Raw genomic sequence first — 26327 nt, 5'->3', positions numbered from 1 at the left:
ATGCACAAACAGGGGTCAATGCGCTGGTCTCGTACTTGGTTTGCTCTTGCGCTGCTCAGTTGTGCTACGCCGAGTGTTGCAGGGCTAAGCACGGTTTGGGATTGGGCACTCAGTTACGAAACGGCAACGCCACGTGAAAGCGCCTTTGTCGCGGCGCAAGCGAGTCATCGCGCTGCTCTTAACGGCATGTTGGATTTGCAGCTTGATTATGGCAGTGAGTACGGTACTTGGACTTCGCTTTGGACGCTCTACAGTCAGGGTTTGTATCTTGATGATGGCCATCAATCTACATGGTGGCAGGAGCGAGATTCGGATCTGATTGTTCGTGAGCTCGCTTGGCAAGGTGAATTGACGATTTACGATCTACCACTGGATGTCAGTGTCGGCAAATTGCGCCTCGATTGGGGGATGGGTTACGGCTATCGGCCACTGGATCTGTTTCGTCCTTATCGGCAGAACCCGATCAGCTTGGTGGCCGAAGAGGGCACGGGCGTGGTGTCGTTGTCGCATTTTGACTTAGACGGAGAATGGACTTGGCTGGCGACGGATTCGAGCTGGACGCGTGCCACACAAACGGCGCTGGATAAAGCCAGTGAGCAGCGTGGTTCTGGTATCCGTCGTTACTGGTTAAATGAGCAAAGTGAGTATCAATGGATTGGCTACTACGATGACGTACGCCGCGGGTTGCTTGCAGCCAGTTTGCGCTCCGTGTGGTCGGATTCTCTGGCTTGGCATGCCTCTGCCGTTTGGCAGCGGAAAAGCGTCGGCTATCAACTCCCGACGACGCTCTACACAGCGCCGTACGTTGCAGAGCAAGGCCATGCGCTGCAGGCTTTGGTGGGGCTGAACTGGGCCAGTCAAGACGGCCACAACCTGATTGGTGAATACTGGTACGACAGTCGATCTTGGTCGAATGATGAGTGGCAACAGGCCCTTGAGCGAGCAGAAAGCCTAAAAACAGTGACACAAACGGCAGGATTAGCCGCCAGCTATCAGCAAGGCTTTCAACATGCCAACTTAGTACAGCATAACCTGATGCTGCATTGGCGTTGGGATCTGCAAGCTTGGATGATGTGGAATGAACTTGCCTGGCCTACCTGGCTTTCGGATGTCACGCCAACGCTGGATCTGCTTTTCTCGCCGCAAGATGGCGGGGTGATTGCCACTCAGTGGCTACGTTATCAGTGGCTCGACACGGGGGCGCAAAGCGTTGAAGTGGAATTTGCCGCACGCTTTTTGACGGGGAATGGGGATTCTGTGTACGCGCATCTCCCCGACCAGCATATGATGGTTTTTAATCTCAAAGGGAGGTTTTAATGTTTGTCGCTAATGTTGCTAATGAAAACAGTTGGCAGAAAAGTTTCATCGTGACATCGCTTTTCTGCCTGTTCGTCTCTCTGTTGACCCTGTCGGTGTGGGGCGGGCCATACTATATCCATCTGTTCATCAGCGTAGGGTTTGGTTATTCAGCGCTGTTTTTTTCTTGGCTGATTGTACATCTGTTCCCTGAGGTACCTCGCCGGGCGGAAGTATTGCTCTCACTCACCGCTTGCTTGCTGTTTGGCATTCTCAATGCCCGTTTTTGGGTGAGTGACTACATGGGGATGTCGGATATGGTGCCCGTTGGCTTGATGGGATTGCTTTTCAGTGGCATGTGCTATTTTTATTTTCACTCTAAAGAGCAGCAAATGAGAGCGTTGCACGAACTAGAAGTGATCAAAAGAGAAAAAGCAGAGCAAGAACGGGCGCTGCTGCTCAGTCAGCTCAAACAAATGCAGAGCCAAATTGAGCCGCATTTTCTTTTCAATACGCTGGCTAACATCAGCGCTTTAATGTCGCAAGACATCGATAAAGCGCGGCTGATGCTGGAAAGTTTAACCGCCATGATGCGTGCGACGCTGAGCAATTGCCGTGAAGAACACACCACGATTGCCGATGAAGTCGCGCTGATTGAGGCGTACCTCGCCATCCAACATATCCGTTTGGGTGATCGGCTGCGCTATCGAATCCAGGTAGATCCCGGTTTAGAGCACGTCAGCATTCCGCCGTTGATGCTGCAACCTTTGGTTGAGAACGCTATTTTGCATGGGATTGAACCGCTCAAAACGGGCGGCGAGATTGAGGTGACGATCGACACGTTCAATCAGGCATTGCAGATTTGCGTAAAAGACACCGGGGCCGGGCTCGGTTCAAGTTCGACGCATGTTGGCTCAGGTGTTGGATTGAATAACCTTAAGCTGCGGGTAGAGACTTTGTTTGCTGGGCGTGGTCAGGTCAGCATCGTTGAGAACAAGCCGCAAGGTGTGATTGTACGCTTGAGCTGGCCGTTAGCGTTGGCAGAGAAAAAAGAGTAGGAAAAACAAGATGCAAGATAGCTATCGTGCGATCATCGTGGATGATGAGCCGCTGCTGCGACACCATTTGAACAAAAGCCTCGCCGATGTGTGGCCAACGCTGGAGATAGTCGCGTTAGCTGAAGATGGCGAACAAGCGTTGCAGGCTATTGGGCTGCATCAACCGGATGTGGTGTTTCTCGACATTCGTATGCCGGTGATGGATGGGTTACAAGTCGCCAAACAATTGCACGGCAAACAAGGCGCGCCGTTGGTGGTGTTTATCACCGCGTACGATGATTACGCGATTCGCGCTTTTGAACAAAATGCCGTGGATTATCTCCTCAAGCCAATTTCGGCGGCGAGATTGCAAAAGAGTTGTCAGCGGGTTGAGCAGCGGTTGCAAGAGCGAGCGGGGCAAGCGCAAAGTGATCCCTCGCTCTCTGCCTTGTTGAGCCAACTGCAGCAGCTCTCGACACCATTACGCACACCGCCGCATTTGCAGTGGATCAAGGCACAACTGGCCGAAGAGATCCATCTGATTGCGGTTTCGGATGTGCTCTATTTTAAAGCGGAAGAGAAGTACGTCTCCGTTTTCGCCGCGCAAGGGGGGGAGGCGATGCAAGAGTATTTGATTCGCACTTCGTTAAAAGAGTTGCTGGCACAGCTCGACCCAGATCAGTTCTGGCAAATCCATCGTTCTTGCGTAGTGCAGGTGAGTAAAATTGATAAGGTGAAGAAGGACTTTAGCGGACATATGTTTGTGCATATCGGCAAAACGCAACTGCCGGTAAGCCGCGCATCACAAAGTCTGTTTAAAGGGATGTAACTGTGGTGTTTACAGTGTAAATCGGGCAGCCAATGGGCTGCCCGAACTTTACATGCACCGTTAGCTTATACGGTGAATCGACCGACCAAGTCATACAGCTCATGGGCTTTGTGGTTCAAGCTCTGACTGCCCGCTCGGTTTTGGTTCGCCAGATCGGCAGATTGGCTGCTTTGATCGGAGATGACCACAATCCGTTGGGAGATTTCCTGTCCGACAATGCTCTGTTCCTCGGTCGCGGTAGCGATTAGCGAGTTCATATCCATGATCGTGCCAATCGAGGATTTGATCTTAAGCAGTGCTTCTGCGGCCGCATTGGCCTCTTTAACGGTATGTTCACCACGGGCTTGGCTGGCATCCATCGCTTTCACTGCCGCATCGGAAGCGGACTTGAGCTGATTAATCATCTGATGGATCTCGCCGGTACTGTCTTGAGTGCGGCTGGCTAATTTACGCACTTCATCGGCCACCACGGCAAAACCGCGTCCTTGCTCGCCAGCCCGCGCCGCCTCAATGGCCGCGTTCAGCGCCAGCAGGTTGGTTTGCTCGGCAATGTCTTGAATCACTTCCAGCGACGACGAGATGTTTTTCACGTCATCTTCTAAACGGGAAATAACCTGATTGGCTTTGGAGACTTCACCCGCCAGATCGCGCACCGAAGTGGCCGCTGAGTTGACGATGGTTTGTGCTTCGTTGGCATTGTCTTCCGCGTCGCGAGCGGCTTGTGCTGCTTGGTTAGCGTTGTTTGATATTTCGGTCGCCGTGGTAGTCATCTCAGTCATTGCTGTGGCCACTTGCTCGGTTTCTTCCCGCTGGCCAGTGGCGATTTCATCAACTTGGGTTGCACGCCCTGTCATGTTGTTGGTTTCGCTGACGACCTCTTGCCCAACTTCACTGACGCGGCGAATGATGTTCTGCAAACTGGCAACAAACTGGTTAAAGTTTTTGCCCAGTTGCGTGAACTCAGGAACGGTGAACGGTTCCATACGCGCGGTTAAATCAGCATCACCACTGGCAAACGAGCGGATCGATTGGTCAAACAGCTCCAACGGTCGCATGATGCTGCGGTTAACAAACACGGCGAAAATGACCACCAGCACAGCGATAACCACACAGAACAGGCCGATTGCCGTGAGTGTGTCTTGCAAAGCTTGATGGGCATTTTCCTTCATCGCGTTAACGGTGGCATCAATATCGTCAGTGTAGAAACCGGTGCCAATCATCAGATCCCATTGTGGAATGTACAGCGAGTAACTGAGCTTAGGCAGTGGCGTGTTTTGCCCAGGTTTGGGGAAATAGTAGGTGGTGAACTGACCTTGTTTGGCGTTCTTTAAAAGATCTTTAATCAAGTAGTTGCCTTTCTGATCTTGCAAATTCAGAAAGTTTTCGCCTACTCCTTTCTCGCTTTTACCGAGAAAAACCCGTGTCCCTTTGGAGTCATAACCAAAGATGTAACCGGAGTCACCGTACTGCATCTCTTTTAAAATCGGCAGCGCTTCAGAGAGCGGGGCGTTTTTCTTTAATAGCGGTTGAACAGCGGATTCAGCCATTTGTATGTAGTTTTTTAGTTCCTCTTGCTTCATGCGCATCATGTTCTCGTGGGTAACACTGAACTGCTGCTCATTAAACGCGACGGTTTTGAGATAGGTAAACCACATCATGCCCAATGCAATGGTGACAACCGGCACTATTGACAAAATGTAGAGTCTTTTTCTTATGGTCAAACTCATTGCTACTTTCCTTGCTTAATCGGCTTATATCGTGACAACTTAGCGTTGATAGATGGTGTAATAGTTATGTGTTAAGCGTAGCCAAATCTGACTGTTCAGACTGTGAAATCTGAAAGTTTTGTGGCTGAAAAATGAAGTTATTGCCGTAATTTTGCTTTTTGTCATTTTTTTAGCCGCACATTTTAAGCGTTCGGTTGCTTATTGTTGGGCTGTCACGGTAGCGATGCTTACTTCCACTGGTGTACGAAATGATATGTGAGATATTGTTTAAGCGGCCTTTTGTTTTTGTACTGATATTGTTTTCTTTTCTGGTTTTTATCGATGATTTTTCTGATTAAATTGGCTGTTTAAGCTAAGTTCGGACATTTTCTTCGAATTATGCTATAGTTTTCGACCTATTGATTTGGTGCGAGAATCAGCATCGCAATGATTCGATGGTTTGGCCGTTGATAGGCTCTGTTTGACCAACTCAATAGCAACGGATTTTGAACGCCAGTACGCGCGTAAGGCTTTTGCACCTCATCGAGGAAAGTGAGATGTGCAGTTTGCCGACACTTCTAGGAGCTAGAGATAGCTCCTTTTGCATTTTGGAAGCTTGCAGAGGGTGTTTGAGACATCACCCGATGATCGTCTTCCTGTCTGAGCCTAACCAGATGGCTTGTCTCTGTTGTTGCTAACCATGCGCTGTGGCGAGGTTAGTTCGACGCCTTAAACACAATGCAGCACTGACGTTCAAAAGTAACAACAACACTCTGACATCAAGGAAGATAAAGAGTCTGAGATGAAGAGGTTGTATGAATCATCTAATTACCGTCGGCGCGCTGGAATCATTTTTAGTGGCGATTAGCGTCCTGTTTCTCGGCCATTTTATTAATGCAAAATTGCCCGTGTTGCGAAAGTTCAACATTCCAGAACCTATCGTGGGTGGGTTGATTGTGGCTTGCGCCATTACCGCGCTGCACTTTCATGGCGTGGATTTGCAGTTTGATTTGCCCTTGCAAAACACCTTTATGTTAATGTTTTTTGCCACTGTGGGGCTGGCGGCGAACTATACGCAGTTGCTCAAAGGTGGTGCGAAAGTGCTGCTCTTTTTAGCCATTGCTTCCGTGTACATCGTGATTCAAAACGGAGTTGGCGTAGCGTTAGCCAGCGCGCTAGGTCTGGAGCCATTAATGGGCCTGATTGCGGGCTCGATTACCCTCTCTGGCGGGCATGGCACGGGCGCGGCGTGGTCGCAAACCTTCACCGATCTGTATGGCATTGAAAATACGCTAGAAATCGCAATGGCGTCAGCGACATTTGGCCTGATTATCGGCGGCTTGATCGGTAGCCCAGTGGCGCAGCGTTTGGTCGATAAACATCAGTTAGAGTCGGAGTACGGGCGCGGTTCGAAAACTCACGAAAAGTTTCCCGAGCTGGTGACCTACAACGAAAACGAAGAAGACAAAGTAACCGCCAAAAAGGTGATTGAGAAGCTATTTTTTCTGCTGATCTGCGTCACTGGTGCTAAATACGTAGAGCAGTGGGTGAGTGCGTATCAAATCAAATGGCTGATGATTCCCGATTTCGTCTATGCGCTGTTTATTGGTGTGATCATCACCAACTTGCTGGAAGTGAGCAAAATTCGTAAATTGGACGCAGAAACCATCGATATGCTGGGCACGGTATCACTGTCTTTATTTTTGGCGATGGCGCTGATGAGCCTAAAACTGTGGAACATTTTTGATCTGGCGATTCCATTTCTGCTCATTCTCGCGGTTCAGTCGCTTGTGCTGGCGCTGTTTACTTACTCCGTGACGTTTCGAGTGATGGGGCGCAATTACGATGCAGCGGTGATGGCCGGAGGGCACTGTGGTTTTGGCTTGGGAGCGACTCCCACTGCGGTGATGAATATGGGCTCGATTGTCAATCGTTTTGGCCCGTCGCCTCAGGCGTTTATGGTGGTGCCGATTGTTGGGGCGTTTTTTATCGACATCGTCAATTTACTCATCCTGCAAGGGTTTATCTCGTTTATCAAATAGCCATTCATGTTAAAAACAAGGAGCTTTCGGGCTCCTTTTTTCTTATCTGATGATAATTAATTGAGGTTATTTGTCTTAAATTCTCTTTGGGTGAGAATGAGATGGGCATGACTCAGTGACATTCCTGACGATGACGGCACACTGCCTGTTTGAAAAATCGTTGTCTGTATGGACAACAACGAGCAACAAAAGGGGTGTTATGAACAATGTTGTCTCTGTTGGCCCGCTAGCGTCTTTTCTCGTGGCGATTGGTGTGCTGTTTCTTGGTGGCTTGATAAATGGCCGTTTTCCTCTTCTGAAAAAATTCAATATTCCTGAACCGATCGTGGGTGGCTTAGTGGTGGCGACGGTGATGACCTTGCTGCACTTTCGTGGCACGACACTCAACTTCGACCTGCCGCTGCAAAAAACCTTAATGCTGATGTTTTTCGCAACGGTTGGTTTGGCGGCAAACTATAGCCAGTTACTCAAAGGAGGCGTGAAAGTTGTGCTCTTTTTGGCGATCGCCTCGCTCTACATTGTGATTCAAAATGGCATTGGCGTCTCACTGGCAAGCTTGTTGGGGCTCGATCCGCTGATGGGCTTGATTGCAGGATCGATCACCTTGTCTGGTGGTCATGGTACAGGCGCGGCGTGGTCGCAAACCCTCACCGAGATTTATGGGATTGAAAATACGTTGGAGATTGCCATGGCATCGGCGACCTTTGGTTTAGTGGTAGGCGGGATCTTAGGCAGCCCACTGGCGCAGCGCCTGATTGATAAACATCAGTTGGAATCGCAATATGGGCGTGGACCACAAGCGCATCAACGCTTCCCTGAGCTTGTTACCTACAACCAGTATGAAGAAGACAAAGTGACGGCGCAGAAAGTGATTGAAAGCTTGGCGTTGATTCTGCTGTGTGTTTTGGGTGCTCGCTATCTGGAGCAGTGGCTCAGTGCCTTGGCTATCCGCTGGCTGATGATCCCCGATTTTGTCTATGCCTTGCTGATTGGCGTTGTGGTCACAAATTTGCTTGAAGTTACCCGAGTGAGAAAATTGGAAGCGGAGACGGTGGACATCATCGGCACCGTCTCATTGTCACTGTTTTTGGCTATGGCGTTGATGAGTTTGAAACTGTGGAATATTTTTGATTTAGCGCTGCCGTTTTTACTCATTCTTACGGTGCAATCTTTCGCCATGGCGCTGTTTGCCTATGGCGTGACGTATCGCTTGATGGGGCGCGGTTACGACAGCGCGGTGATTGCCAGCGGCCATTGCGGCTTTGGCCTCGGCGCGACGCCAACAGCGGTGATGAACATGGGGACCATCGTCAATCGTTTTGGCCCTTCTCCACAGGCATTTCTGGTGGTGCCGATTGTTGGCGCTTTTTTTATCGACTTAATGAACATGATCATCTTACAGGGGTTTATTTCCCTGCTTGGCTAAGCCTTTGACTTGGGAGCGTGAGCTCCCTTTTCTTTATAAAACAGCGAACTATCTGATTCAGCCATCTTCTATTACAATGGTTTTGCAACCGTTTGCACTGTTTTGCTGGCGGCATAAAGAGGAAAGGTAAACCGAGGGCAGCATGATGAGCGAAAAAATTTCCACCACGGCGTTGGCCAAAATGCGCAACATGGATGCTCCGATGTTGTTTAGCGATCTCAAACGTGCTGGTTACATTAGCCGCGTGGGTGATAAATGGATCTTAACGGAACTCGGCGCTCGTTTTGGCGGAGAGTATGTCGATCACCCCAAGTTCGGTCAATTCATTGTGTGGCCTGCCAATTTACACATCGAATTGGCCAATACTCAAGGCAAGCTGCTTAGTGCCACTGAACTGGGAGCAGCGTGGCAACTCAATGCGAAAAAAATCAACCAATTGTTGAGTGAACTGGGTTGGATGTTTAAATCAGAGCAAGGTTGGCAGTTAACCGAATCTGGGATCCGTGCTGGCGGCAAACAAAAAGGCGATGGCAGCGAGCACCCTTTCTACGTGCTGTGGCACGATTCTCTGCTGCGTCACAAGCGTTTGCGTCAATCGGTGGTGGAATTTTTAGGTCAAGACGCACAGACGCAGTCCACCGATCGCTCGCTGTCGAATTTTCGGCAGAAATTTGAGGCCAAACACCGCACTTTAGATGGCCACTATGTCCGCTCGAAAGGTGAGCTGTTGATTGATAATTGGTTGTACATGGCGGGTGTCGTGCACGCTTATGAAAGACAACTGCCGATAGAAGAAGAGGTGATGAGCGATTTCTACTTGCCTGCGGGCAAGGTCTATCTGCAATTTTGGGGTTCAGACAACAGTGTAACGGCGGACAGCATCAGAGAAAAAACCAGAGCCATCTACCAAGCACACCATTTTAATCTGATCGAAATTGAGCCTGAAGAGGTGGATAAATTGGATGACGTGCTGCCAGCTAGGCTGCGTCAGTTTGGTATCAAAGCCTACTGAAAAAGAGCCAATAAAAATCCCGCGTTTGATGCGGGATTTTTATTGCAAATTGAAACGCCGCGAGTGCGATTAGAAGCCTTCGATGTTCTTCGCTTCTAGCTCAGAGAAGTATTTCACGGTTTTTACTTTGAGCTCTTGGGTCGATGGTGCGTCACACACAATCACCGATTTTGGATGCAATTGCAGTGCAGACACGGTCCATAGGTGGTTAACACTGCCTTCAACAGCCGCTTCCAGTGCAAGCGCTTTGTTGTGGCCTGTGACTAGTATCATGATCTCATGAGAATCGAGCAAGGTGCCTACGCCGATGGTCAGCGCGTATTTTGGTACTTGATTGATATCGCCATCGAAGAAACGTGAGTTGGCAATACGCGTGTCTTCGGTCAGCGTTTTGATGCGAGTACGAGATGACAGAGAGGACGCTGGCTCGTTGAAGGCAATATGACCGTCGTTACCCACGCCGCCCATAAACAGATTGATCTTGCCGTAAGACTTGATCTTATCTTCGTAGCGTTGGCATTCGACTTCGTGATCTTCAGCGTTGCCGTTGAGCAGGTTGATGTTTTCTTCCTGGATATCCACGTGATTGAAGAAGTTGTTGTACATGAACGAGCGGTAAGATTCTGGGTGCTGTGGATCGAGGCCCACGTACTCGTCCATATTGAAAGTGACCACGTGTTTAAAGCTCACTTCTCCTGCTTTGTATAGTTCGATCAGTGCTTTATAAGTCGCGAGTGGAGTGCCGCCAGTTGGCAGGCCAAGCACAAACGGACGCTCTGCCGTTGGGTTGAAATCATTGATGCGTTTAGCAATGTGCGCCGCTGCCCACTTACCAACTTGTGCCGCGGTTTGTAACGGGATAAGTCTCATTTTTCGCCCCTAGATATTGGAAATTTTGTTATGCTGAAACATTATTTTGCATTATAAAATAAGTTTTCTGGGTCTGCCATTGTTTTAGGTCAAAATTTCACAACTTTTGTTTTTCTACGTTACATTTCGCTGAGTTAGTGGCGATTTTGTCCATTTTGTGACCGAAGAATGTCACTGGTGGACGAGCGAAGTTGGCATGTGTTCTCTAGGATGAAGGGATAAATTTACCACTTGAATTAAGTGAACTTTTGATGGGCTTCATGTTTCGCCATTGGCTAAATTTTGTGTCGTTAACCATACTTAAAATGTCTCTTTGGTCAGGAGTACCATTATGAAAAACGAACTCGATTCCACCAAAATTTTGCATGCTTACGAAGTCATTATGGAGCGTGGTACGCCGACGGAGTTCGGAAAAATCTATGAAGGTGTTGAAGCCTTCTCCGATTACGATGGCTACAGTATTTACATGCGCGGTAATGGCGTTGAGTTGAAAATTGGTTTTCACAACACCTATCATCTTGACTACGATCAGGAACATCTCAAAGAGAGTTTCTTGAAGAAAGTGGCGACGCTAGCGAAATAGCGGGTGGAGTGCGGTTGCCCAAGTCATTAGATTCTAAGCTCCACGTGGTCTGTGGAGCTTTTTCTATCGGTCGTTTTGCTATTCAGTGGCCGTCAGATTTTTAGGCTATCAATCAAATAAGAGAGATGTGGCTCAGACTCGGCGCGCTTATCCATCAATGGGTGAGGCGGTTTGGCTAACCAGCCGCGCGCGACCAACTCGTCAAGCAGATCGAGATAGCGATGGCTGCATTTGCCCAGCAAAAGATTATCGAGGCTGCGCTGCTGCTCTAGTTGGCGCATGTGCAAAAAGCCGCTGAGATAGAGGTGATCTTTGGTAAAGCCGCCGCCACGGTAAACGCGCATTGTGGTGGTCCAAGCACTCTCTTGGTTCAACACCAGTTCGTCACGCAGATATTGGTATGTTTGGTAGAAATTATGCTCTTTGAGCATCGAGTGCACCGCCAGTACTCGCGTGGCTAAGAGTTTCAGCCGCTGGTGGGACATCCAGCCCGCTTTGTATTCGGCCAAGATGGCCAATCCTTCTTGAGTGGCTGCCGCGCCGGGCAAGCCTAAACGAAATAGATTGAGCGGTTGCTTTCTTGCATTCAGTGTTGTCGCCATATGCACGCCAAGCTCGTGGTGGATTAAACGCTGCACTTCGGCGTGAGAAAAGCGTGCTTTGCCATTGATCAGCATAGTCGGTGGCTGGGACGTCACCATGGCTTTGGCCGCCAGTGACGTAGACGCAGTGACTTTGCACGGCATGTGCCACTGCTCGGCGGCCTCTTGCATTAACTGCTTGGCCTGCTGTGCGCTGTATTGCTCAACTTCATCGTCTGCCAGCGCTTTGGCGTAAAGAAGAAACTGAGCGTTATTGATAGCGTTGCTATCCGGGCGGCCATAGTGGCGCAAAGAGTGATAGAGAAACGATTCTTGGCCGACGTGGGTAAGCAGATCGACTTGTTCGCTCAAGCTATTGAGCGTGTCGCTGTAAAGCTGGCGCATGTCTGGATCGGCAATCTCTTCAATCGGTAACCGATAAAGCTGAGATTTAAACTCGTTGGCATGCAGGGGTAATTGACGGTAGCGGTAGTCCGGTTGGTAGCGACTAGGCGCGGCTTCAAAACGCTTTTTCTCTGCGCTGAGATTGTTTGGATTAACGTATTTAAGCGTTTCCAATTTTTGCGCCAGTTTATACAGCGCCTTGTCAACGTGCAGTACTGCTGGTTCAATCGATGAGCTGAGCATGTCGGCTTTGCCAATGCGATGCTGTCGGTTAAAGCGGCGCTGGAAATAAGCACCTGTTTGGCTAAAGGCTTGCTTGATCCCGGTTTGCAGAGCTTCCAACACCAGCGGAAATAGGGTTCCGCTCTCTTCCTCCATAAAGATTTTTTTCACTTCGGTTGGTAACACCAGCGTGCGGTCAAAGTGCGCATTGGTGTGGGAAATCAGATACCCTCGACCTTCAAACACCGCATTGATTGCCGCGCTGGTGGTCATGTTGGGTAGCGTTATCTGCTCAAGCTCAGTGCAGAAACGTTTCACTACCGGGCCCCAACGTTCCATATCGATCTGGGCGGTGCCGATGTTGAATACTGGCGCGTCGGTTTTCTGCCGTTTGTAGTTGTACGAATGAAGATCAAACACCACCACCATCCCGTGCAGGGCTTCTAGCTTGCCAATCAGCGCTTGATAGAGCGTGTAGAAAGCGGCGTGTTTGCGATGGCTCTCTTGCCGTTGATGGGCACTAAGCGCTTTTTGCCACACTTGTCGGCTCCATGCCGATTTGTAATAGGTGCTGAGCGCCATCGGACGATTAAGATCGTACTCAAAACGAGAGTCGAGACCGATTAAAGTAATCGGCTGGGAGGCGATCATTTGATCGGTAAACGGGTCTTCTTCAAAATAGCGTTCGTCTGGGTTAAGCAAGCACTGTTTGTGCAGATCGGGTCTTAAACGATGTCCGGCGTGAATCGCGGTACAAACCACGGGAAGGTATTCATCGATTTTGATGTAACAGCCCGCACCGATTAACTCGCCGTTAAATGGCAATCCTTGCTTGATAAACCCAAGCATCTCTTGCAGGGAGTAAGCATTAGTGTTCGATGTGTGCATTTTGCACGGCGCTGCGAAACGCGCTTTTGCGCTGTTGCAACAGATCTTTCGAGTTTACGATGTTTTCAACAAAATCAATCACCTGACGCTGAAGGCGCACGCGGTTTAATTTGTTGATGCGTGTGATGCCACCGGGGCTGAGTACGTTCACTTCCACCAGCTTGTTACCAATCACATCGAGACCGGTAAAATAGAGGCCATCGCGAACCAGTTTGGGCCCGATTGCGGCGCACAAACGGCGTTCCTCCTTGCTTATCACATGCTTAACCACCGAGCCGCCAGCGTGCACATTGGAGCGGAACTCTCCGCTCGCCGGGACGCGGCGCATTGCACCAATCGGCTCTCCGTTTAGCATCAGAATGCGTTTGTCACCCTCTTCTGCGCCTTCGATGTAATCTTGCAAAATCACGTAGTTACTCTGTTCCCCTTCACCAATGTAAAAATCGAGCAGAGAGCGAAAGTTTTGCCGCGCGTTTTTCTCAATCACAATCACGCCATGGCCGCCAAAGCCATTGAGTGGCTTTAGGATCATCTTCTCGCTGGGCGATTCTTCCAACACGCGCTGAAGGTAATCGCGGTTTTTTGAAACGTGGGTGCTGGGAAGAAACTCGCTCGCCGTTCCGCCCATGCTAGCGGTGTAAAGCTTGTTATTGGCAATGCGTAGCCCTTCTAAGTCATTGATGATCAAGGTATCATCTTTGATTGAATCGAGAAAGTTTAACGCCAGATTATCCAGTGGCGGATTGGCGCGCATAAAAATAACGTCAAAGCCCGCCATGGGGAGGCGGGCTTTTTGAAACTCAGCTTGGCGATAGAAAGTGGGCACTTTCTCGGAGATTTTTTGGCCCTTTTTCAGGACCTGACAGAAACCGAACACGTTGCTGTCACGAATGGTTAACCCGCTTGTTGTTGTAATGGCAACCGTATGGCCTCTGGACGCGCATTCGTGCACTAAGCGCAACGTGGTGTCCGTTTCCGCACATACCTGCTCCCATGGATACATCAAAAAGCAGATATGCATTAATCTTCCTCGTTTAGGCTTGCGTCTTCTTCCACGTAATCATCCCCTGCGTCTGGCTTATTGCGGCCATTCAGAGTGTGAAAACGCTTGCGACCACGCGCTAAACGAACGTATTTGAGCCAAGTGCGTTCTACTTTGCTGTTGGCATTTTCTGGGTTATCCAACAGAGTCAGAAAATGTTCTTCTGCTTCGTTTTCTGGTGTCAATTCACCTGTTTCCAGAGCCTGCAAAGTGTCCCCATAAAGTGTTAGGATTTCCTCTTCTGCCAGAGTAAAATCACCGGATTTGGCAAATCCTCTAGGAAACTTTGCGTTATCGTAAAAACGTTTTTTGCCATGACGAATCGTCGTGTCAGACATATCAAACAGCCTCTATAACCGTTATTGATCAACAATGATGATTTACGGCGAAAATTAGGCGCAAAGTTAACAAAAGAAAAACAAAACATTTTTATCGAAAAGATTGTTTTTTATTGTTAATCTGATGGCGATTAACCCGGAGAAGTGCAATGGACGTAAAGGTCTTTCGAACATTTTTAGAGTTGGCTAAGGTCCGTCATTTTGGTCGAGCGGCAGAAAATCTCTACATCACACAGGCTGCGGTGAGTGCCCGAATTAAGCAGCTAGAAAGCTATTTTGATACCCAGTTATTTATTCGTGATCGCAACAACATCAAATTGACGTCCGCGGGTGAGCGCTTGGTTGGCTATGCGGAAGTGATGGTGGCGACGCTGCAGCAGGCTAAGTTAGAGCTGTCGATGCAAGATGGCCGAGGGTTGCAATTGACACTGGGTGGAACGCCCAACGTGTGGGATGCCTATCTGCAAAACTGTTTGAGTGTGGTGAGCGATGCGTTTGGTGGCTACGGTTTTATCGCCGAAGTGATGGGGCGTGAGCAACTCAATCGTGGCTTGCAAGAGCGCACGTTAGACATGGCGTTTGCTTTTGATCAAATTAAGGCCGATGAACTGTACTGCAAAAAAGTGGCCGATTTAGTGCTGATACTGGTGTCGACTCAGCCGCACAACAGAGAGACGGTATTTGACAACAAATATGTTTACGTCGATTGGGGCACCAAATTCGCGTCTGAGCACGCCGAACGCCACCCCAAAAGTATGGCTCCATACTTACGTACTTCGACTGCGCGCATTGCCTTGGATTTCATTTTAGAGAAAGGGGGCAGCGCTTATTTGCCGGCTTCTTTGGTCCAGCCGTTCATTGCCAATGACCAACTGTATCGTGTCCCCGGTGTTGAGGATTGGTATCGTCCTATATATCTCAGCTATCGCAAAGCCAGTTCGACCATAGATGCGATTCGCCAAGTGGAGGAGTTGGTGAAGATGATCGATCCACTCACCGCCTACAGTTTGCAACAAGTGGCCGAGCGGCCTGTTGAAGACGAATAAAACCGTTCTGGCCCAAACAGACAACAAAAAGCCTCATCGCAGAGGCTTTTTGTGTTTTAGGAGAGGCACTACAGGTTCATTAGGCTTTCAAGAGAATCCTCAATACTGTTGCAGTGATAGGTTCGGATAAAGTTCCCATCACGGGCATTGATTTGAATGGTTGAGATGCTTTTAGGCCCCTGAGTTTCAATGATACCCAGTGAGTCTTCCACAGAGTTGCTGGTAATAACATTGCTGTTACGCAGCACAATAATGCAGGTATGTAGATCCATAGCCGTTTTCCTTTTATCTGACGTTGCTGACCCAGCCATTAATAAGCGGTTAACTGGTGTCACAACTTTTACCTTAGTTCAGTTTGGCAAATTTGCCACAAGAATGGATGCAGCGCAGGCTCATCATTGTCGCGACATTTCATTCGTCATCATTCAGTTCCGAAAATGGCTGGTTGTGTGCGCTGTGATGTTTACAATTAGGGCATCAAGCGAAGGAGTGTTTTTGTGGCGATATCAGTCTATTCATCGTTGACGACAGAGCAATGCCAGCAGGCAAGAATGGCGCGTGACAGTCGTTTTGACGGCTTATTTTATGTGGCGGTAAAAACCACAGGCATCTTTTGTCGTCCGGTCTGTCCGGCTAATCTGCCGAAAGAAGAAAATGTGGAATACTACAGCGATCGCACCCAAGCGCTTGATGCCGGATATCGCCCTTGTTTGCGTTGCAGGCCAGAAAGCCACCCGGGCTCTTGGGCGTGGAAAGGCGTAGAAACCACCTTCCAGCGCGCGCTCAATCTTATTGATAGTGGCTCGTTACAGCAGCACTCACTCACTGAACTTGCACAGCGATTAGGCGTGAGCGATCGTTATGTGCGGCAACTGTTTTCACGCTATTTGGGCATCTCGCCCAAGCAGTACGCCCAATATCAACAGTTGATGTTTGCCAAACAACTGCTGCACATGAGTAATCTCAGTGTTACAGACATCGGCTTTGCCGCGGGTTTTAACAGCACGCGTCGCTTTAATGACGCTTTTAAAAAAGTGATCCAATTGACTCCCTCACAGGTGCGGCGAGAAGTTGCGCTGCCAGCAGATGAGCAAGCGCTGATTATCCCTTTTCAGGGCGCTCTCAATTGGTCACATATGCTGAATTTCTACCGTTTGCGCGCCATTGAGGGTGTCGAGCAAGTGGATGAGAACAGCTACTCCCGCTTTGCAGATTTGGCGGGAGCGCGCGCTTGGTTTAGGGTGCAGCAAACGGCAGAACAGCAGATGACGGTGTGGTTTCGATTAGACGATGTTGGCCAACTACACTTGCTAGTGAAAAAAATTCGCCAAATGCTCGATCTGAATTGCAATACCGATAACATTGAGCGCCATTTTCAGTCACTCGCTCCTGGTCTTGTCAAACAAACCGGTATTCGCATTCCCGGAGTATGGAATGCATGGGAAGCGGGCGTTCGCGCCATTTTAGGTCAGCAAGTGTCGGTTAAGGCGGCCATCGGACAGCTTAACTTGCTGGTGAGCACGTTAATGCCAGAGCCTAGTGAGCTTTGTTTCCCAACCCCTTTGCAACTTGCTCAAGCGAATCTCGATTTTCTGCGTATGCCGCAAAGTCGTAAAGAGACCTTGCATCGCTTCGCCTGTTATATGCAAGACAACCCTGATGCGGATCCAAAAACGTGGTTAGCGCTCAAAGGGATTGGACCTTGGACGGTCAGTTATGCGCAGCTCAGGGGAGAATCGCGCCCAGATTGTTTTTTAGATAAGGATTTGGTGGTGAAAAAAGCTTTGCTAGCTTATCCGCAACTGAACGCAAAAACGACCTCCCCATGGGGGAGTTACGCTACTTTTCATCTATGGAATCAATGATATGAACTATTACACTATCGCACCAAGCCCATTGGGTGAGATGACGTTGCAAGCCAATGATGAAGGCATACTTGGCATCTGGTTTACCACTCAAACGACTCTGCCAGATGATCTCGGTCAGGAAAATGCCAACCACGCCGTGCTTAGTCTGGCGTTAACTCAACTGGATGAATACTTCACTGGAAAGAGGACCCAATTCGACTTGCCGATTGCTGCTAAAGGAACCGCTTTTCAGATGCAGGTTTGGCAGGCGTTAACCACCATTCCTTACGGAGAAACATGGAGTTATCAGGAGTTAGCCAATGCGATTGGCAACCCAAAAGCAGTTCGGGCGGTGGGGCTTGCCAACGGTAAAAACCCGGTTTCAATTGTAGTACCTTGCCATCGTGTGATTGGTAAGAACGGCAAACTCACGGGTTATGCAGGCGGAATTGAGCGGAAGCGGTGGTTATTGGAGAGAGAAAGCAATCAGGGACGATAAGCCCCTGATTAAGTCATTGTTAAGCCGTTTGAATTTTTGCTTGATAGCGCCCTGGTTTGTGATTCATGGCCAAAATCAAGTTGGTGGCCACCGCGCCTAACACGGAAAGCGCAATTAGAGTTGGCTCAACAATAAACAGCGACATGATGACGATGCCGCAATCGAGCGCCATTTGCACTTTACCTGCTCGGATGCCAAAGCGCTCTTGTAGAAACAGGGCAAGAATGTTGAAGCCGCCCAAGCTCATTTTGTGGCGGAAAATGATCAGCATGCCAATCCCAATCAATCCGCCGCCCAGTAGCGCTGCGTAGAACGGGTCAATATGCGCGATTTCAATCACGTGATGCAGATGGTCAACGGCGAAAGAGACAATCGTGACCGAGATAAAGGTGTTGATGGTAAAACGCCAACCCATGCGCAGCACGGAAAGTAGGTAAAAAGGCAAGTTGAGGGCAAAAAATACCTGACCAAAACTAAAGTCGCTGATTTTTGTCAGGAAAATTGCTAATCCAGCGGTGCCACCAGTGAGTAGTCCCACTTTGCTGAAAAAAATGACGCCGAGTGAAACCAAGGCACTACCGAGCGTCAGAGCCAATAGATTTTCTCTGAGGCTATGATCTTTATCCATTATCATGATTCCTTTCTTATTTGGTCGTCAAAGACGTAAAACGGGCAAAAAACTGACTAAAGATGTCGACTATTGTGTTTTTTGTCGAGTGGCATACTGAAATCGGCAAAATGTTATGTGTTTAACAAAATTTACACAGCGGATTTGAGGTTGAGGGAAAAAATGAGTTTGCTACAAGGCGCATACAAGGAGAGCTTCAATGATCAAACAAATTGGAAAAACCCAGATCTTAGAAAAACACACTGCTTCCTGCCATTGTGGCAAGGTTGTGCTCGAACTGAGCCTGCCCAATGGTATTGAGAAACCAAGACGCTGTGACTGTTCGATTTGCCGACGAAAAGGGGCCATCGTCGCTTCGGTGAAATTGGACGGTATCCGCATTTTGCAAGGTGAAGAGTCACTCAAGCTGTACCAATTTAATACCCACACCGCCAAGCACTACTTTTGCTCTCACTGCGGCATCTATACTCATCATCGACGTCGTTCCGCGCCGGACGAATATGGCTACAACCTCGGTTGTCTGGATGGTGTGAACCCGTATGAGTTGGGGGATGTGCCGCTAATGGATGGCGTCAACCACCCAGCGGACTGGCAGTAATTGGCAGGGGTGATTTCTGCGCCAAAGTGCGCTAAGCGAAAGCTTCATTGGGGCAAACGAATCGGTTTACCCCTTTTTTCGCTTCAGAGCGTAAACAGCGCGGAGTTAAACATTAAGTGGACGGCAATGCTGGCAAAGTAACCAAACAAAATCACTGGCGTCCATTTTAAGTGACCAAAGAAGGTATATTGCCCTCTGGCGGCGCCCATCAATGCGACCCCCGCTGCTGAGCCAATCGAGAGTAAACTGCCGCCAACACCTGCGGTTAGCGTGACCAGCAGCCAGTTACCTATCGACATGGCGGGCTCCATACTCAGCACGGCGAACATTACCGGGATGTTATCAACAATCGCCGAGAGAAAACCAACCATGACGTTGGCCCAGATCGGATCCCACTCGCTATACATGGTAAGTGAAACCACCTGCAAATAGCCAAGCAAACTGAGCCCACCGACACACATCACTACGCCGTAGAAAAACAGCAAGGTGTCCCATTCGGCGCGCGAGATACGGTGAAAGACATCAAAGGGCATCACCGAACCTAAACGTTTCAACGCCTCTTCATCCCCATTGGCAATGGCGATGGCGGTTTTTCTCGCCAAAGAACGCACCAAGGTTTTTCTGAGAAAATAGCCAAAAAACTGCAGATAGGCCAAGCCCATCATCATTCCCATCACAGGAGGAAAATGCAGCACGGCATGGAAAGCCACTGCCGTGGCGATGGTCAGGACGAACAGAGCGACGATACGCCTTGCACCGCGTTTCAGCTCGACGTGTTGGTGAAGGGTTTGTGGTCGCTCTTGAGGAATAAAAAACGACATGATCAAAGCGGGCACCAAGTAGTTGATGACGGAAGGCAGAAACAGCGGCATGAACTGAGAAAAACTGACATGGCCAGCTTGCCACACCATCAAAGTGGTGATGTCGCCAAACGGGCTGAAGGCGCCTCCGGCATTGGCCGCCACCACGATATTAATACAGGCAATATTGACAAAGCGCCGATTATCGCCGGAGACTTTAAGTACCACGGTGCACATCAAAAGGGCGGTTGTGAGATTATCGGCAATCGGAGAAATAAAGAAAGCGAGAGAGCCCGTGAGCCAGAAGAGTTTGCGAAAATCGAAGCCTTTTCCCACCATCCAAGCCTGCAAAGCGTCAAACAAACCGCGCTCTTCCATCGCGTTAATGTAGGTCATTGCCACCAGCAAGAACAGCAGTAGCTCGGCATATTCCAGTAAGTTGTGTTCTAAGGCCAGTTTGGCAACGTCACTTTGTCCATGTGCTTGATAAGCAAAACCAATGAGGATCCAGATGAGACCCGCTGCCAGCAGCACAGGCTTCGACTTACGCATCTTGAGATACTCTTCCAGCATCACCAAGAGATAGGCGAAAAGGAAAATAACCAGCGAGACGATTCCAATGGCAGAGGTGGTGAGATCAAGCGTACTGGTGTTGGCCGCGTGACTCCAAGTAGGAAAAAATAGCAGGATGAGTGCAACCATCCATTGAAAAATGCTCATAGAAATTTCTCCTTATTTGTTTGGAGAAATTCTAGACACAAATGAACGGCTTAGGTGTGATTACAGTCCAATTCGTTGGACGTCGCGAATGTTAGCGCTTGAGACTGTATAAACCAGCGACACTGAGCAGAGCGGCAACAAGATACAGGCCATGAGATAACCAGGCGCTGAGTTCTAAAATCGGTGTTAATTGACTGGTCCACATAACCCCTCCTTGCTATCTTTGGCTACCACATGTGGAATGAATTGGTCACTTTACCGAGTTTATTGGAAAATTTTTGTGATTACTTACAAAGAGTTAGATGTGTCTTTCTCTTGTTTTCTCGAAGTGGGATTTAGGTCGCAGTTTGCAAAGGTCTAATCACGATTTTGCTGAGGAAGATCATGGAAAATCCCTCGTCAGTTAACTCCCTCAGATGTGACTAGGCAATTATTGCTTGGTTAAAAAGAACGGTCGTGCTAAAAAGGGCCACTATGAGTAAAGGTCGAATTACAAAAGAGTACATACTGCAGCAAGCGTTTCAGTTAGCCAGTGAAAATGGGCTAGACAGTTTAACCATTGGTGAACTGGCAAAGTTGTGCGGTATGTCGAAAAGTGGCTTGTTTGCCCACTTCAATGCCAGATTGAATTTGCAGTTGTCAGTGCTTGAGTACGCCAATCAAGTGTTTGCTGAGCGTGTTATTGCGCCAGCCAGACGGTTGGGGGATGGCGATATTGAACAGAAGATTCGCCAGCTTCTCGATAATTGGATGACGTGGAATCACTCTTTTCAAGGCAGTTGTATGTTTCTTGACGCGTGGAATGACGTAAGTAGTAAAGAGTGCGAGCTGCAAAATGCGTTGCGTCAATCGATAGGGCAGTGGCTGGATTACTTGCAAATTCAGGTAGAAAAAGGCATCGAACTCGGAGCGTTTCGTGCTGATTTGCAGGCGAAGCAAGCGGTATTCGAATTGTATGGCCTCTACTTAAGCGCTCACGTGTTCTATTCGATTCGTGGTAAGCAGGATAGCCAAACGCATTTTTGGTTAGGTGTTGAGAAATTATTGGTCAGTTGGCGCGCGCTTTAGGCGTCGATAAGTAAGGGCAACGCGGTTGCCCTTTTTAAAGCATGAAAATAGCACGGTCGTTCTATTGCGATCCAAGGACAACAAAATGAGTGAAAAAATCTACTTCAATACGTCAGGAAAGTTCAGCCTAAAGCGCAGTTTAGTGAATTGGTCTACTCGCTTGCATCACACGCTTGCCCCGACTCATGCGAAGAAAACCGCACGTAAGTTATTACTTACTCCGGCGCGAACGAAGAGCAAAAATGCACAGCCGAATGGGCTGGTGAAAGGCCAAGTCAGCACATCTCACGGCACTTTGACCACCTATCAGCTAGGTGCGGGGCCGGTTTGGGTGCTGACCCATGGTTGGTCAGGAACGGCCAGCCAGTTTTTCCCGCTAATGGAGTATATTGCCGCACAAGGATTTACTGCGCTTGCCTATGATCATCCGGCGCATGGTGAGAGCTCAGGTGAGATTGGACACATTCCCGCTTTTGTTGAAGGCTTAGAGGCGATACTCGACTCGGTTGAGCAAATCGAAGGTTTGATCGGTCACAGTATGGGAACCGCATCCGCGCTTGAATGCCGTCATCGTAAACTGGAAAACAAGCCGATTTTGTTGATTGCGCCCGTGCTCAACTATGTTGAGAACCTGTTCTCGAGTATTGAACGTTCAGGCTATTCGATGAAGCTGTTTAAGGCGGTGGTGTCAGAGGTTGAAGAGCAGTTCAATTATCCCATTCAGTCTATCGACCCTTATCGCCGTTTGGCAATGCGCGAAGCACCAACAATCATAGTGCACGATCAGCAAGATAAATTCACCAGCCACGCAATATCGGCCTCTGCCGCGAGAGAAATGCCACGTGTTGAACTGATCAGTACCAGCGGTCAAGGGCATGGTCGCGTGATGAAATGCCAGCAAGTGTTTGAGAGCTTTGATCGTTTAGCCAAAGCGTGCTGAGAAAGAAAAGATCAGGTGCTTGCACCTGATCTTGCTTCTTAGTGGATTAAGTAACTAACGGAGGTTAGTTGCAGTTAGCAGGGCCCACTTCTTTCCATACGCCCCATTGACCAGATTTGGTTGGATCATCACCTTGAGTCCACCATTTCGCTTGCCAAGTTTTGTCTGCGTAAGTGACTTGCTGACCACCAGTGTAAACGGCGGACGCATCCCATGCATTACTACAGGTGCTGCCGCTGTCCTTCTTCGCCACCACAACCGTTGTAGAAGCGACCGAGCTTGCTAAGCCATCACTCACGGTGACCGAGAAAACTAGGTTAGTATCTGCGCTGTATTCTGCGGCGGTGAAGGTCACTTTCGAGCCGCTGACTTGTGCGTTCAGCCCTTGTGGCAACTGCCAAGTGTAAGTTAATACGTCGTTGTCCGCATCGGAAGAAGCCGAAGCATCTACTACCACTACATTACCCGCGTTGGCTGTTGCAGGCGCGCTCACCTTCGCAACTGGCGCGGTGTTGACTGGGCCAGTATCTTTCGCTTTCACTGTGACCACCACCGTATCGATTGCACTGGCACCATCAGCATCAGTGACGGTCAGTTGGAACGCCAAAGATTGATCGGCGGCCACTTCCGCTGCGCTAAAGCTGGCGGACGCGCTGTTTGCGCCAGTTAATGTCACCGTTGTACCGCTGACTTGCTTCCACGCATAGCTAGTGATTGGGCCTTCCGCGTCTTTGGATGCAGAGCCATCGAGCGTGACAGTCGCAGGAGCGACAACCGTGATGTCAGCGCCCGCATTAGCCGTGGGTTTTTTGTTGGGTGGTGTCACCACGCTGCCAGCCAAACCTTCATGCATAGCATTGAGGATATCGCCGTTATCGGCATCAATTTCCCACGAGAACAAGCCCGCTAAGCCTTGCGCTTTCGCATAAGCACCTTTGGCGAGCACTGAGCGATGGTCATCAAAGGTGATCAGCGTTCCTTTGCTACGGTTCCAAACGTACGGCGCTTCAGCTTGTGCATCATAGCCATATTCAAAGCCATTGATGCCGGTATTATCTGGCCCGAGCATGTAAGACTTAATGCCTTTGTAATCGATGACACCATCCTCCCAAACACCTTGGGCTGTGCTGCCTTTCAGTTTGCCTGTGCCTGTGCCTGTCATCGGATCGGTTGGGTCGGTGAGGGTGCTCGGCATCACGCCTTCCCAACCACGGCCATACATCGCCGTTCCTAGTACCAACTTGTTCGCAGGTACGCCTTGTGCAAGCAACAACTGAATGCCGTGATCGGCGGTGTACGCAGGGCCTTTGTATGGTACGCCATTCTCATCGACGCCAGTACCGTCACATTGGCCGGGGCGCATAAAGTTACCACAGTACAATGCCGTTTGATGTCCAGGCACATTGTTCCAACCGCCGTAGAAGTCATACGTCATGGCAAAGATGTAATCCATGTATTGGATTGCATCGGCATAGTTGACATCTTCGATCTTGTCATGGCCGACACCGATAGCGGAAGTCAGCTCGTAAGTTTTGCCTGTTTCTGCTTCTAACTCGTCTAGCATGGCGCGCAGTTCACGCATCAGCGCCACATATGCAGGGCCGTCATTTATCGGATCGCCTTTATCTGCTGCTGCGCCGTCACCGCCAGGAAATTCCCAGTCGATATCAACGCCGTCGTAAAACTTCCATGTGGTCAGGAAGCGTTTTACCGAGGCAACAAAGGTGTCACGGTTTTTCTTGTCAACGAAGTCATAGAATGGGTCAGACAAAGTCCAGCCGCCGATAGATGGGATGATTTTCAGATCAGGATAACGCTGTTTGAGCGCCATCATCATCGCGTAGTTGCCTTTGATTGGCGTGCTGTACTGATGCCCGGCTTGTGGGAAACTTTTTTGGTAAGCGGCCCACGGGTCGTGGATCACCACTTCATAATCTGGCACTCCCTGACAGGCGGTTTGCAGTGCGTTGAAACTGTTGCCGCCAACGGATTTGACCGATTCATTTGGACCACAGATAGGGATAAAACCGTAGAGAATATGAGTGAGATTTTGTGCCGGAAGGTTATCCACTGTGTAGTTGCGGCCATAGATGCCCCATTCAACAAAGTAAGTGCCTACTACGGTATTTTTATCCGTGTTGTAAGACTTGTTATTGGGGTCAACATTCATGACTAGCGGTTTTAAGTGCGCACCATCGGTATCGGCAATGGTAATTTCTGCGGGGGCACTTTTTGCGCAGCCTGTGGCATCACAAGCTTCGATTTCCATCTGGAATAAACCGCCTTTACCATACTGGAAAGTGGCTGTGGTCTGGCTACCAGAGATAGCACCAGAGGCCACTTTAACGCCATCAAAGTAGATATTGTATGTATCGCCAGTATTGCCACTCCATTGATTAAATTTCACCGATATGGTGGCTTGGTCATGATATTTCACCATCTGGTTGTAACCAGCCGTGGTTTCCATCGCGAGTTCAATTTTTGAAAACTGCAGATTGTTGGAGCCATACAGATCCAAGCTGGGTGCGGTAGGTACGGCAAGCGCGGTTCCGGAAAGAGCCAACGCAATACTCGCTGCACATAGGTTTAACTTGTTCATCATTTTTCTCTCAGTCCTTGAATGTTATGTCATTAAAAAGTGAGACATAAGCTGCCAGTGAATGCGTTCACTTGGCATCATGGACAGTATTGAAGAGTCTTTTTTTTCAGCAAAAAAAATTAAGGCGCTTTTCGAGTGACCAGAGAGAAATTGATGGAAGAAAAGTACGTGTTACATTGAAAATGGAACCGTGGCATAAAGTTTTATAAATTATCGTACAGCATGGTGAAAATTTTGCAGTTTGACATAATTTGGCCATATGTCAGTGATTTCACCATCGGAGAATTCATCAATTGGAGATGTTGAAATGTTCTCGCAATGCTTGGCGACGATCTTGCGCCGCACCGTCAACACTTTGCAAAATGGTGTCTTCATAGCCTTTTTTCACCAGCCGCTGAGATGGAGAGTCAGGGACGATACGGCGTAGTTGAGGGGAATTGTCGTTACCGGTCAGTTGGTAGACGGTCAAACCAATCCCCGTCTCAATGGTGATGCGTTTGCCATTAAACTGATAGCTGGTGGCGATCAAACGATTGTTGCGATAAACGCCTGTCTCACTCAAGGTCAGTATTTCGGTTTGATAGGGGGGCGCACCAATTTCAATCCAATCACCATACACATTCGCTGGGTTAATGTATTTCTGGTATTCGATATAAATTCGGTAGGAAAAATAAGTCACTAAGGCAAGGAAAAACAGCGTTACTGTTGAGGCAATCAAAGTGCGCCGGATGCGACGCCTTCTTTCTGCTGCTTCTCTATTGTCGTCCAGTTTACGATTTTCGTTGGTGGCTTTACTTGTGTTCATACATCATCCTTGTTCATGGCTAATAGTGGTTTTTTTGTCCCCAATTAGCAACATTTCCCTCCGAAAGTTTGTACTTTTCTGTGTGATCGATGTGGTGATGAGCTTTTTTATCGCCACGCGAGGAATGGCTTGAGGTCAATGGGAAAACACGGTAAAAAGAGGTTCCGCATCCAGCGGTAATTGAAGTGTTTAAGGATAAACAATGATCAAAGAAAACAGCTATTTTGCAGGTACCGTTAAATCTCTTGGCTTCGAACAAAATGGCGAAGACAGTAGCGTGGGTGTGATGTTGCCAGGCAATTACACTTTCGGTACCGATGCCCCTGAGCGCATGACTGTGATTAAAGGTTCCTTGGTCATTAAGCGCGCCGGAGAGGATACGTGGAGTACCTACAATGCAGGTGAAGCGTTTGAAGTGGCGGGAAAATCTTCTTTCGATTTACAGGTTGAAATCGCCACTGCTTATCTGTGCGAATACTTATAAAAACAAAGGGGTCCGA

The 26327-nt window shown here is 48.9% G+C and carries 24 protein-coding genes; 14 read left to right on the top strand and 10 right to left on the bottom strand.

The window, feature by feature from the left end; genetic code table 11:
* Window positions 1–18: 18 nt before the first annotated feature.
* From UF06_RS16525 to UF06_RS16515, 3 genes are read left to right on the top strand one after another with little or no spacing between them, the layout of a single operon-like run.
* Window positions 19–1317 carry a hypothetical protein gene (locus tag UF06_RS16525; protein ID WP_139046394.1) on the top strand — a complete coding sequence of 433 codons (1299 nt, stop codon included), beginning with the start codon at window positions 19–21 and terminating at the stop codon, window positions 1315–1317.
* Window positions 1317–2354, top strand: a complete 1038-nt coding sequence (locus UF06_RS16520) for a sensor histidine kinase (protein WP_045571401.1) — start codon at window positions 1317–1319, stop codon at window positions 2352–2354. Before UF06_RS16525 ends, UF06_RS16520 begins: the two co-directional genes overlap by 1 nt.
* A 10-nt stretch (window positions 2355–2364) precedes the next feature.
* Window positions 2365–3162, top strand: a complete 798-nt coding sequence (locus tag UF06_RS16515; RefSeq protein WP_045571400.1) for a LytTR family DNA-binding domain-containing protein — start codon at window positions 2365–2367, stop codon at window positions 3160–3162.
* A gap of 65 nt (window positions 3163–3227) precedes the next feature.
* On the opposite strand, the gene UF06_RS16510 is transcribed toward UF06_RS16515, so the two are convergent.
* A complete protein-coding gene (locus UF06_RS16510) occupies window positions 3228–4889 on the bottom strand; it encodes a methyl-accepting chemotaxis protein (protein WP_045571399.1) in 1662 nt (553 codons plus the stop codon).
* A gap of 794 nt (window positions 4890–5683) precedes the next feature.
* On the opposite strand from UF06_RS16510, the gene gltS (UF06_RS16505) reads away from it, so the two are divergent.
* From gltS (UF06_RS16505) to UF06_RS16495, 3 genes are all read left to right on the top strand, one after another.
* The gene (gltS, locus tag UF06_RS16505; RefSeq protein ID WP_045571398.1) at window positions 5684–6910 is read left to right on the top strand and encodes a sodium/glutamate symporter; all 1227 of its coding nucleotides are present in this window, start codon (window positions 5684–5686) and stop codon (window positions 6908–6910) included.
* Between the two features lie 199 nt (window positions 6911–7109).
* Window positions 7110–8336 (top strand): sodium/glutamate symporter, encoded by a 1227-nt coding sequence (gltS, locus tag UF06_RS16500; protein WP_045571397.1) that lies wholly within the window; start codon window positions 7110–7112, stop codon window positions 8334–8336.
* A 145-nt stretch (window positions 8337–8481) separates the two neighbouring features.
* Window positions 8482–9348: a hypothetical protein gene (locus UF06_RS16495; RefSeq protein ID WP_045571441.1), complete on the top strand. Its 867-nt coding sequence runs from the start codon at window positions 8482–8484 to the stop codon at window positions 9346–9348.
* Window positions 9349–9417: 69 nt separating this feature from the next.
* On the opposite strand, the gene nagB is transcribed toward UF06_RS16495, so the two are convergent.
* Entirely contained in the window at window positions 9418–10218 is an 801-nt protein-coding gene (gene nagB, locus UF06_RS16490; protein ID WP_039426665.1) for a glucosamine-6-phosphate deaminase, read from the bottom strand.
* A 331-nt stretch (window positions 10219–10549) separates the two neighbouring features.
* On the opposite strand from nagB, the gene UF06_RS16485 reads away from it, so the two are divergent.
* Window positions 10550–10801 carry a DUF3081 domain-containing protein gene (locus tag UF06_RS16485; RefSeq protein WP_045571396.1) on the top strand — a complete coding sequence of 84 codons (252 nt, stop codon included), beginning with the start codon at window positions 10550–10552 and terminating at the stop codon, window positions 10799–10801.
* Between the two features lie 92 nt (window positions 10802–10893).
* Here UF06_RS16485 and UF06_RS16480 read toward each other — a convergent pair whose 3' ends face one another.
* Genes UF06_RS16480 through UF06_RS16470 form a run of 3 tightly spaced genes read right to left on the bottom strand, consistent with a single transcriptional unit; the run spans window position 10894 to window position 14277 of the window.
* Complete coding sequence (locus tag UF06_RS16480) at window positions 10894–12897, bottom strand: flavohemoglobin expression-modulating QEGLA motif protein (protein ID WP_045571395.1); 2004 nt, start codon at window positions 12895–12897, stop codon at window positions 10894–10896.
* Window positions 12878–13918, bottom strand: a complete 1041-nt coding sequence (gshB, locus tag UF06_RS16475; protein ID WP_045571394.1) for a glutathione synthase — start codon at window positions 13916–13918, stop codon at window positions 12878–12880. Before gshB ends, UF06_RS16480 begins: the two co-directional genes overlap by 20 nt.
* Window positions 13918–14277, bottom strand: coding sequence for a DUF413 domain-containing protein (locus UF06_RS16470; protein WP_039426671.1), 360 nt, complete (start codon window positions 14275–14277; stop codon window positions 13918–13920). Before UF06_RS16470 ends, gshB begins: the two co-directional genes overlap by 1 nt.
* Window positions 14278–14426: 149 nt before the next feature.
* Here UF06_RS16470 and UF06_RS16465 point away from each other — a divergent pair, with 149 nt between their 5' ends.
* Entirely contained in the window at window positions 14427–15323 is an 897-nt protein-coding gene (locus UF06_RS16465; protein WP_045571393.1) for a LysR family transcriptional regulator, read from the top strand.
* 68 nt (window positions 15324–15391) lie between these two features.
* Here the strand turns inward: UF06_RS16465 and UF06_RS16460 are convergent, their stop codons facing one another.
* Window positions 15392–15595, bottom strand: a complete 204-nt coding sequence (locus UF06_RS16460) for a hypothetical protein (RefSeq protein ID WP_045571392.1) — start codon at window positions 15593–15595, stop codon at window positions 15392–15394.
* A 225-nt stretch (window positions 15596–15820) separates the two neighbouring features.
* Here UF06_RS16460 and UF06_RS16455 point away from each other — a divergent pair, with 225 nt between their 5' ends.
* Both UF06_RS16455 and UF06_RS16450 read left to right on the top strand, forming a co-directional pair.
* Entirely contained in the window at window positions 15821–17188 is a 1368-nt protein-coding gene (locus UF06_RS16455) for an Ada metal-binding domain-containing protein (protein ID WP_045571391.1), read from the top strand.
* Window position 17189: 1 nt separating this feature from the next.
* On the top strand, window positions 17190–17669 hold the full coding sequence (locus tag UF06_RS16450; protein ID WP_045571390.1) for a methylated-DNA--[protein]-cysteine S-methyltransferase: 480 nt from the start codon (window positions 17190–17192) through the stop codon (window positions 17667–17669).
* Between the two features lie 19 nt (window positions 17670–17688).
* Here the strand turns inward: UF06_RS16450 and UF06_RS16445 are convergent, their stop codons facing one another.
* Window positions 17689–18297, bottom strand: coding sequence for a YitT family protein (locus tag UF06_RS16445; RefSeq protein WP_045571389.1), 609 nt, complete (start codon window positions 18295–18297; stop codon window positions 17689–17691).
* Window positions 18298–18496: 199 nt separating this feature from the next.
* On the opposite strand from UF06_RS16445, the gene UF06_RS16440 reads away from it, so the two are divergent.
* Complete coding sequence (locus UF06_RS16440; RefSeq protein WP_045571388.1) at window positions 18497–18895, top strand: GFA family protein; 399 nt, start codon at window positions 18497–18499, stop codon at window positions 18893–18895.
* A gap of 83 nt (window positions 18896–18978) precedes the next feature.
* On the opposite strand, the gene nhaD is transcribed toward UF06_RS16440, so the two are convergent.
* Window positions 18979–20415: a sodium:proton antiporter NhaD gene (gene nhaD, locus UF06_RS16435; RefSeq protein ID WP_045571387.1), complete on the bottom strand. Its 1437-nt coding sequence runs from the start codon at window positions 20413–20415 to the stop codon at window positions 18979–18981.
* Window positions 20416–20889: 474 nt separating this feature from the next.
* Between nhaD and UF06_RS16430 the strand changes: the two genes are divergently transcribed.
* Window positions 20890–21483, top strand: coding sequence for a TetR/AcrR family transcriptional regulator (locus UF06_RS16430; protein ID WP_045571386.1), 594 nt, complete (start codon window positions 20890–20892; stop codon window positions 21481–21483).
* Between the two features lie 85 nt (window positions 21484–21568).
* Window positions 21569–22423: an alpha/beta fold hydrolase gene (locus tag UF06_RS16425; protein ID WP_045571385.1), complete on the top strand. Its 855-nt coding sequence runs from the start codon at window positions 21569–21571 to the stop codon at window positions 22421–22423.
* A 64-nt stretch (window positions 22424–22487) separates the two neighbouring features.
* Here UF06_RS16425 and UF06_RS16420 read toward each other — a convergent pair whose 3' ends face one another.
* Window positions 22488–25022 carry a glycosyl hydrolase family 18 protein gene (locus tag UF06_RS16420; RefSeq protein ID WP_045571440.1) on the bottom strand — a complete coding sequence of 845 codons (2535 nt, stop codon included), beginning with the start codon at window positions 25020–25022 and terminating at the stop codon, window positions 22488–22490.
* A gap of 289 nt (window positions 25023–25311) precedes the next feature.
* The gene (locus UF06_RS16415; protein ID WP_082069737.1) at window positions 25312–25827 is read right to left on the bottom strand and encodes a DUF2850 domain-containing protein; all 516 of its coding nucleotides are present in this window, start codon (window positions 25825–25827) and stop codon (window positions 25312–25314) included.
* Between the two features lie 202 nt (window positions 25828–26029).
* Here UF06_RS16415 and UF06_RS16410 point away from each other — a divergent pair, with 202 nt between their 5' ends.
* Window positions 26030–26311 carry a pyrimidine/purine nucleoside phosphorylase gene (locus tag UF06_RS16410; protein WP_045571384.1) on the top strand — a complete coding sequence of 94 codons (282 nt, stop codon included), beginning with the start codon at window positions 26030–26032 and terminating at the stop codon, window positions 26309–26311.
* Window positions 26312–26327: the final 16 nt, after the last annotated feature.

This window comes from Vibrio sp. S234-5, from assembly GCF_000960595.1.
Lineage (GTDB): Bacteria > Pseudomonadota > Gammaproteobacteria > Enterobacterales > Vibrionaceae > Vibrio.
The sequence above is the reverse complement of the archived record's forward strand: the minus strand, read 5'-3'. Positions and strand labels throughout refer to the sequence as shown.